The sequence below is a fragment of the Fibrobacter intestinalis genome (genome assembly GCF_900167415.1).
Lineage (GTDB): Bacteria > Fibrobacterota > Fibrobacteria > Fibrobacterales > Fibrobacteraceae > Hallerella > Hallerella intestinalis.
In genome coordinates, this window is record NZ_FUWU01000084.1 from 1 (window position 1) to 8545 (window position 8545).

The window sequence follows — 8545 nt, forward strand, 5'->3', positions numbered from 1 at the left end:
ATGATGAGCCCGGTCATGAGACGGATCGGCTTGTTTGGCGCACCCATCTTTTCGTCGAACAATTTGGAAAACTCGGTCTCGAACTTGTTCCAGTCAATCTTGTTCGCGAGAACGTAGAGGGGGTGCTTGTGGTTCAACTGTTCCTCAAGGGAGCAGAAAAGGCTTGTCTGTGCGTGGGATTTTGGCGGTCTGTACATAAAAAATGCAAGGTTTTCAGTCATATTTTAGAAAACCTTGCAATAATTTCACAGGGTAGAAATCAGTTTTTCCCAATAGTTATGCGGGCTGGGCGGGATTTTAAGGGAGGACTATTTAGTCCGAGAGGTTGTTTATGTCAGAGAGCCAGGATATTGAATACAAGTCGTCGTGGAGAGACGAATACCTCAAGTGGATTTGCGGGTTTGCCAATGCCCAGGGTGGCAAACTGTATATCGGCGTGGATGACAACGGCAAGGTGTGTGGGGTTGCGGATTCGAAAAGGTTTATGGAAGATATTCCCAATAAGGTTCGTGATGCATTGGGGCTAGTGGTTGATGTCGACTTGATGAAGAAAAATGGACTGGATGTTGTCCGGATTTCCGTTGATGAAAATCCGTATCCTGTAAACTACAAAGGCGAATATCATTACCGTTCTGGGAGTACGAAGCAACTTCTGCAAGGAGCGGCTTTGACCAATTTTCTTTTGCGTAAGACGGGGAAAAACTGGGATGCGCTTCCTCTGGAAAATGTTTCTGTGGACGACCTTGACAAAGAGAGTTTTGATATTTTCTATCGCGAGGCCATGCGAAGCGGACGGATGAGTGCTGATGACCTGAAATTTCATACGACAATGTCACCCGCATTGAACATTATCCGTTTCCTAAAGATGCCATTCGCGAAGCTGTTTTTAACGCCCTGATACATCAGGATTTCTCTGTTGGTGTACCCGTGCAAATCAGCGTGTATAAGGATAAACTTTACATTAGCAATGATTGCGTTTTCCCGACCAATTGGACTACGGAGACTCTCTTCCAAAAGCATCGTTCTTTACCTCACAATCCTGACATTGCGTACACCTTTTTCAGGGCCGGCTTTGTAGAAAGTTGGGGTCGTGGCGTGGAAAAAATTTGCAAGTTGTGCAAGGAACATGGCATTCCTGAACCGGAATACACTGTGCATCCAAACGATATAATGTTGCTTTTCAGGGCGGAAAATCCCGATTTGCATGGCCGTGACCAAGAAAATGTCCAAGAAAAAAGCCGAGCGTCCTTGATTGTTGATTTCATACGCGCGGATAGTTCGATATCTCTGAGGGAACTGTCTAAAAAGCTTAACGTGTCCTCGAAAACAGTACAACGAGAAATCGATAAATTAAAGGCTAAAAATGTTATTCACCGTGTTGGTAGCGATAAGGGCGGTCGCTGGGAGATATTGTAAAGATTAATGTCTGATGTTTTTATCATAGGTGCCGGTTGCAGTGTTCCGTATGGATTCCCTACGGGCGCTATGCTGATGCAGATGTTGAAAGATTTTGGCTATAGAGATTATTTCGAGTTTGCTGCACAGCATTTGCTGGATGAGCACTATCTCTTTGACTTGCAGGCCAAATTGTACTACGGGCACGGGGAATTGTGAGGAACGGGGAGGGCATAGAAATTTTCCTAATTTACAATATACGCTTTTAATTTTCTTTCAACTTGTTCGCGCTCATTGCTTCCCTTGGTAGAAAACCTCACATAATCAATGCCATACCTTTCTAATATACAATCTTTCATGCGATCGCGTTCCGCCTGAACGGATTCTTGCTTATGGAAATTCGCTCCATCTATTTCAATCGCCAGAACAGGCGTTTTTGAAATACGATTTGTAATCAAGAAATCAATATGAGTTGAAGGATGTTTGGCATAACTGAGCAACGCCAGATCATCCGCTATTTTTGAAAAATCTCGAATTAGATGATTCATTGGATACTCAAAGAAAACATCCAGGCTCGGGCAAGTTTTCAAGACATCGCGAATCATTCTATACGCGATGTTTTCCGAAGGATATTTCGAGATACTTTCCATGTTTCTGAAATTCGTGCAGCACTTTTGACTAAACAAGACATCAAAAATGGAATAAACCTTACTTTCTACAGACTCACCTGCATTATATTGAATGTAACCAATTAGGTCATCAAGAATACTGCCCTTTGGCTGTTCCTGTTTGGAAGCAACCAATACAAACTTGTTCTTTGCTCTTGAAACAGCCACATTTATTATCTGCGGATCTCCGGAGAATTCAGTCAGAACATTATCTACCGTTGAAAAAATTATTGAATCCTTTTCACGGCCCTGAAACTTATGAATGGTCGAAATATCAACACCGAAAACAACTTTTCTTAATTCACTGCATTGCTTATTATAAGGCGAAATTATCCCTACATCCGTTGATCCAAGATACGGCATAACTTCTTGAGCAATCGCCTCAATCTGTTTTTGGTTGACATTATTTTCTCGACTAGTCGGAGCTGTCCAATGAATTACCAACGGATTTTGTTCCGTATTATTAGAAAGCACAACTAGCTGATTATCATAAAATTTTTGATTACAAAATTCAATAATTTTCGGATGGCATCGATAATGTTCTTTCAACAAAGTTTTTGCAGCATCAGGAATAAAACGGTTTATAGAGTCCAAGAAACTCACATTCGCACAGTTATACATCGGTGGCACTTTATGCTTTTCGAAAATTTCTTGATACTTGTCCTTTTCTTCTTTTGTTGTCACCTTTTCAAGTTGCTTACTATCGCCAACAACCACAGCATTTTTAGCACATGAAATAGCCAACGCACCCGTAGCAATATCGACCTGCGAAGATTCATCCATAATCACATAGTCAAAAATTGCATTTGGACTGAGAGCGCTCTTTGAAGCGAACGTTGTACTAAATAAAATCGGGTAATCTTTAAGGAATTCACTCCATTTACGATATAAATCATCTTTTGTATAGATGGTTTGTTCTTTTCGCAAATTAAACTTTCGAAAAACATTCTCGTACAAAATCGATTTAGAAAAGTTCTGCAAGTCAGACGTAGCCTGCTCATTTGCCTTCACTGAGTTTTCCAAAGACTTAATGCGATTTCCGTATTCGGCCAATCGAATTATAAAACAGAAATTTTCAAGACTTGCTATAATCGCAGAAGTATCACCTTTGAGAAATTTCCAATTAGAAAGTCCTTTAACGAAACGCAACCAAAAGCGAGTAAAAATGGAAAGTTTATTTTTCGTCGGATCTTTTTTAAGGTTTGATTCTAGCTGGCTTCTAACAGATTCTATATCAAATTGGTTCAGACCATTTCGATTTTCAATGGAGTAGTCAGAAATTCCCAGTTCGTCAAGATATTCCTTGAAATGCTCGTAGTTCACCCTTGCGCTTTCAAATTCTGCTTTTATACGAGCCAACTCATTCTGTTCACTAAAAAGCCGCTTAGCATCGGAAACTTTCTTCAATATGTTCTTTTGCCACGAAGCAAGACTAGGACGTTTTTTTTCTATGGGAAGTTCCAATTTTCCGGGCTTTTGCGACTCAATAAAAGACGTCTTGTTTTCATCTTTACCAAGCATAGCCGAAAGAAAGTCCAACTTGTATTGAGACAATTTCTCTTGAACGTTCTTTATTGCGCTGTTGTTGTTTGATACGACCAACGCAGTCTTCCCTTGAATCAGCAAATTGGCAAGAATGTTTAGAATCGTCTGAGTTTTACCGGTTCCTGGAGGGCCTTGAATTAGGCTAATTGTATATTTAAACGCATTTTGAACTGCATTGATTTGGCTGAGATTGCAGCCAAATGGGAATACAAGACTTCGTGATTCTGTAGCTTGCAAGTCCTTCTGAACGCCAGACTTCAAATAAAGAGCCAACGCAGTATCTTCATTTTCGTAGATTCCCTTTATTTTGTCATATTGCTTTTTCAATAAGGAAGCATCCTCTTTCTTATTGCTGTTTTCGCAAAATTCTTGAACCAACAAGGGATTATTTGCAGCGACATCCTTCAGATAATTCAAAACGGCACTTTGAAAAGTATCCTTCGTTTCGTTCAGGACCTTCAGTTCATCATACTTATAGGTTTTAGCCTTGTCTTTAAAAACAACATGCCAATATTTTTTATTTGTTTTGGCATCGCAAAATTCATAGATATTTTCAATATTGTAAAGTTCAATGCCATTTACGGAAATCTTCTGTTTTTTGAATTCGTGCTGGCATGGGTTATTTAGACAAACAACATTTCCGGCGCTATATTCATAAGCATTCCCATTACGAAAAACGACCTTACATTTTCGGCTAGCATCATCAAAGGAAAGAGATTCAACCTCTTCCGTCTTTATTTCACCTTTAATTAATACGAGAACTTCTTGTGGGTTCATAACTAGATGAAATAATCACTAAATAGAGTTAAAATTATCAACAGCATCTTCTCAACCTTTTCTTCGTTCTAAAGTGGTTCACTTTTTCCAACAGAAAAAAATTGATTTCTTCGTTGAATTAGTCCGACCTAGGCGACCTTGTCTAGCCGAACCTTTTTGAAATATACATCCGATGGCGTGTTCCAGCCAAGGGATGAATGCAGTCGTACATCATTATAACGCGCCAAATACGCCTCTAGACCTTGTCTGCATTCCGTCACGGTCTCGTATCCCCTGATGTAGATATCCTCCTGTTTGAGTGTTCTCCAGAATCGTTCTACGAATATGTTGTCATAAGCTCGGCCTTTGCTGTCCATGCTTAGCCTTGTCGGGCATCCGTCCCAATTGAAAATGCTGGTAAACTGTTCCGACGTGTACTGGCAACATTTCTGCCTGCGTTTTTACGACAGGCAATTTGCCGAAAACAAGCTGCCGGGCATTTCCTATTTCGCCCACGCCCTTTGCATTTTGACACCGGCTGCTAAACTTCAATCATGACGGCGGAAAGGGAACTCTCCTTGCGCGTTCCCGAACCCGGAAAATCGCAGCCCTGCCCGCGACTCCAGGCGATTTTCGCCGAGGGGAATTTTTGCCGGACAGTTCGCCACGTTTCCTTGGAAAAGCTTTCCAACGAAAATCCGCTGAAATTGGAACTGGCAAGAAAAAAGGCGCCGGGCGCAAGAACTTCCGCCACTTCGGCAACCAGTTTCTGGAAATCCGTTTTGACCGAAAAGACTTTTCCCCGATTGCGCGAAAAGCTCGGCGGATCCAGAATTACGCCGTCGAAACGCAATCCCTTGCGCACGCACCAATCCAGATATTCCCGACTGTCGCCCTTGAAAAATTCCCCTTTCTGCGGGTCGATGCCGTTCAACCGGTAATTTTCCCGGCCCTTGTCCAGAATTTTCCCGCTGATGTCCGCATTTACCGCCCGCAGCGCGCCGCCGACTCGAGCATGCACGGAGAAACTGCAAGTGTAGCTGAACAAATTCAGGATGTTTTTCCCGCGGGAACGTTTTTCCACATCCAAACGCCCGTCCCGCATATCCAAAAAAAGCCCCGGATTGACCGTGTCCAAGAGATCCACCTTGAAAAGGCAATTCCCCTCCCGAACGACAGTCGCGCTATCCGCCGTTTCGCCGGACTCCACTTGCATCTGCGGTTTTTCCAGCGACTCTCCCGAACTGGAAAGCCGAAATTTGGACACCAGAAATTGCGGTTCCAAAAATTTTCGGACGGCGGCGGCAATCGCCTCCTTTTGTCCAAGCAAATCCGGGCCGAAATACTGGATTTGAAAATGCTCGGCATATTTGTCCACGGCGACACCTGGAAAACCGTCGTCCGCGCCATTGACTATGCGAAAAGCATCCGTCAAATCCATCAGCGGAATCCGCTTGGCGTAAGCCTTTTCCAGCAGACGGACAAAATAATCGATAGAATGATTTTCGTCGGCCATCGCAAAAGCGCTACTTCTTTGAATCCAGCTGCAAGACCTGCTCAACAAACTCGCCCACTTCCTTGAACTCGCGATATACGGAAGCAAAACGGACATAGGCGACAGCATCGACTTTGCGCAAAGCTTCCATCACTAAATTGCCGATAGCGTCATAGCGCACTTCCTGGCTTTCGCTGAGCACAAGAGCATTTTCCACATCCGTCGCAATGTCTTCAATCGTCTGGCGGCTCACCGGCCTTTTTTTGCAGGCGGCTTCAAGCCCCGCAAGAAGTTTCTCCCTTTGAAAAGGTTCACGACAGCCGTCTCTTTTCACAACGGTCAGCGGCGTCATTTCTACATATTCGTAAGTGGTAAACCGTTTTCCGCACTCCAGGCATTCCCGGCGGCGGCGAATGGACAGCCCGCTGGAACGGCTATCTACAACTTTGTCGTGTTCGCTACGGCAATAAGGGCAAATCATACGCTCGGAATATAGATTTTTCGCCAAACCTTTGCTAACTTTTGGTTGAAATTTTTTCTGGAGAACACTATGGACATCCCGGAATCTTCCAATTTTATCCAAGACATCATCGTCAGCGATTTGAAGACTGGCAAGCGAGACCACGTACTCACCCGATTCCCGCCCGAACCGAACGGTTACATCCATATCGGACACGCCAAAAGCATCTGCCTAAATTTCGGCACCGCCAAAAAATTCGGCGGCAAGACCAATCTCCGCTTTGACGATACGAACCCGACCAAAGAAGATACGGAATACGTCGATGCGATTTACAACGACGTGCATTGGCTCGGTTTCGACTGGGAAGAGCCCGTCCATTATGCGAGCGACTACTACGGCAAACTTTACGAATTCGCCGAAAAGCTCATCATGCTGGGCAAAGCCTACGTCGATGACCTCTCTCCGGAAGAAATGAAGGACTACCGCGGAAACGATGCGGGCAAGCCTTCCAAGCCCTCGCCCTACCGGGACAGGAGCGTCGAAGAAAATCTGGATCTTTTCCGCCGGATGAAAGCCGGGGAATTTGCTGACGGCGAAAAGACGCTCCGCGCCAAAATCGACCTCTCCAGCCCCAACATGAATATGCGCGACCCGGCGATTTACCGCATCAAGCACGCCACGCACCACCGCACCGGAGACGATTGGTGCATCTACCCGATGTACGATTTTGCGCACCCGCTTTCGGACTGGATGGAGGGCATCACCCATTCCATCTGCACGTTGGAATTTGAAGCGCACCGTCCCCTTTACAACTGGTTCCTGGAATCCCTCGGGCTTTCCAATCTCCCGCAACAGATCGAATTTGCCCGCCTGAATCTTTCTTACACGGTGATGAGCAAGCGCAAGCTGCTGGAACTCGTCAAAAGCGGGCGTGTCATGGGCTGGGACGACCCCCGGATGCCGACCGTATGCGGTCTGCGCCGCCGCGGCTACTCGGCTGCTTCCATCCGTGAGTTCTGCGACCGGATAGGCATTTCCAAAGCGGACAGCATGGTCGATATCAACCTGCTCTATTTCTGCATCCGCGAAGAGCTGAACAAATCCGCCAAGCGCGCCATGGCGGTTCTGGACCCGATTTCCGTCGTCATCGACAACTGGGAAGACGGCAGGACCGAAGAAGTCGAAGTGGAAAACAACCCGGAAGACCCGAACGCCGGAACCCGCAAAGTCCTCTTTGGCAAGGAGCTCTTCATCGAGCGGGACGATTTCATGGAAAATCCGCCCAAAAAGTATTTCCGCTTGAAACCGGACGGCGAAGTCCGTCTCAAAGGTGCCTATTTTGTCAAATGCGAAAGCGTTGAAAAAGACGACGCGGGCAATGTTGTCCGCATCCACTGCACCTACGACCCGGCGACAAAGGGCGGCGACTCCCCCGACGGCAGAAAAGTCAAGGGCACCATCCACTGGGTCTATGCTCCCGCCGCCATCAATGCGGAAGTCCGTCTTTTCGACAACCTCTTTACGCTGGAAAATCCGGGGAACGTTCCCGACGGTCAAGACCCGCTGGATTTCCTGAATCCGAATTCCCTGGTCATCAAGCAGGCGAAACTCGAACCGATGCTCGCCAAAGCAACCATGGAAGACCGCTTTCAATTTATGCGGCAAGGATACTTCTGCTTGGACAGCCAAGACTCCAAGCCCGACCATCTGGTGTTCAACCGCACCGTGGGACTCAAGGATTCCTGGGGCAAAGCGCAAAAGTAGGCGTTTACAAGGGTAAACGATAATCCGTCCATAATTTATCTAAACATCCCCGATTTAGATAAATTATGAACAACCAAACACTCCCCCTTACGTCCTCCGAGGTCTCCTTTCCTCGAGGACGTTTTTTATAGGCTTTTTTATACGCAAGGGCGTGCCCCGGCGGATTTTCAACAAAAGGCAGTCGCCGGGTCGGCGTGCTACAGGCTACCTTCCAGTCGGTGCTAGCGCACTGGCGCAATGCGCCACCCTCCGCATACCTCACGCGAAGCCTTCATCACATTCGGCTTCCCAAACAACTTCCCCAGCATCCGCCGACAAAGCAATCGTTACTTATACAAAAAAAGGTTTTATATACAAAATTCCACCTCGATTTGCTTGGTTGGTGCCCTTCGATAAACTCAGGGACCGTCGGTTAGTGAGCTTGTCGAACTAGTCGAACCATGGTTAGCGACTAGTGATCAG

At 45.8% G+C, this 8545-nt stretch carries 9 protein-coding genes and 1 pseudogene; 5 read left to right on the forward strand and 5 right to left on the reverse strand.

What is annotated here, in order from left to right:
- Window positions 1-197: pseudogene (locus tag B5D40_RS14225) on the reverse strand (IS5/IS1182 family transposase); the annotation flags it as partial.
- 134 nt (window positions 198-331) lie between these two features.
- On the opposite strand from B5D40_RS14225, the gene B5D40_RS16205 reads away from it, so the two are divergent.
- From B5D40_RS16205 to B5D40_RS14235, 3 genes are read left to right on the forward strand one after another with little or no spacing between them, the layout of a single operon-like run.
- A complete protein-coding gene (locus tag B5D40_RS16205) occupies window positions 332-898 on the forward strand; it encodes an AlbA family DNA-binding domain-containing protein (protein WP_233134254.1) in 567 nt (188 codons plus the stop codon).
- A gap of 29 nt (window positions 899-927) precedes the next feature.
- Entirely contained in the window at window positions 928-1416 is a 489-nt protein-coding gene (locus B5D40_RS16210) for an ATP-binding protein (protein ID WP_233134255.1), read from the forward strand.
- A gap of 6 nt (window positions 1417-1422) precedes the next feature.
- Window positions 1423-1614 carry a hypothetical protein gene (locus tag B5D40_RS14235; protein WP_078777450.1) on the forward strand — a complete coding sequence of 64 codons (192 nt, stop codon included), beginning with the start codon at window positions 1423-1425 and terminating at the stop codon, window positions 1612-1614.
- Between the two features lie 26 nt (window positions 1615-1640).
- Here the strand turns inward: B5D40_RS14235 and B5D40_RS14240 are convergent, their stop codons facing one another.
- Together B5D40_RS14240 and B5D40_RS14245 are read right to left on the reverse strand one after the other, a co-directional pair.
- Window positions 1641-4385 (reverse strand): AAA domain-containing protein, encoded by a 2745-nt coding sequence (locus B5D40_RS14240; protein WP_078777451.1) that lies wholly within the window; start codon window positions 4383-4385, stop codon window positions 1641-1643.
- Window positions 4386-4513: 128 nt separating this feature from the next.
- Window positions 4514-4741, reverse strand: a complete 228-nt coding sequence (locus B5D40_RS14245; RefSeq protein ID WP_078777452.1) for an integrase core domain-containing protein — start codon at window positions 4739-4741, stop codon at window positions 4514-4516.
- Between B5D40_RS14245 and B5D40_RS14250 the strand changes: the two genes are divergently transcribed.
- A complete protein-coding gene (locus B5D40_RS14250) occupies window positions 4740-4922 on the forward strand; it encodes a hypothetical protein (protein ID WP_078777453.1) in 183 nt (60 codons plus the stop codon). The genes B5D40_RS14245 and B5D40_RS14250 overlap by 2 nt on opposite strands.
- Here B5D40_RS14250 and B5D40_RS14255 read toward each other — a convergent pair.
- Both B5D40_RS14255 and nrdR read right to left on the reverse strand, forming a co-directional pair.
- A complete protein-coding gene (locus B5D40_RS14255; RefSeq protein ID WP_233134256.1) occupies window positions 4906-5880 on the reverse strand; it encodes a class I SAM-dependent rRNA methyltransferase in 975 nt (324 codons plus the stop codon). The two genes, B5D40_RS14250 and B5D40_RS14255, sit on opposite strands and share 17 nt — an antisense overlap.
- 10 nt (window positions 5881-5890) lie before the next feature.
- On the reverse strand, window positions 5891-6340 hold the full coding sequence (gene nrdR, locus B5D40_RS14260) for a transcriptional regulator NrdR (protein WP_073306330.1): 450 nt from the start codon (window positions 6338-6340) through the stop codon (window positions 5891-5893).
- 69 nt (window positions 6341-6409) lie between these two features.
- Between nrdR and B5D40_RS14265 the strand changes: the two genes are divergently transcribed.
- A complete protein-coding gene (locus B5D40_RS14265; RefSeq protein ID WP_078777454.1) occupies window positions 6410-8083 on the forward strand; it encodes a glutamine--tRNA ligase/YqeY domain fusion protein in 1674 nt (557 codons plus the stop codon).
- Window positions 8084-8545 lie beyond the last annotated feature (462 nt).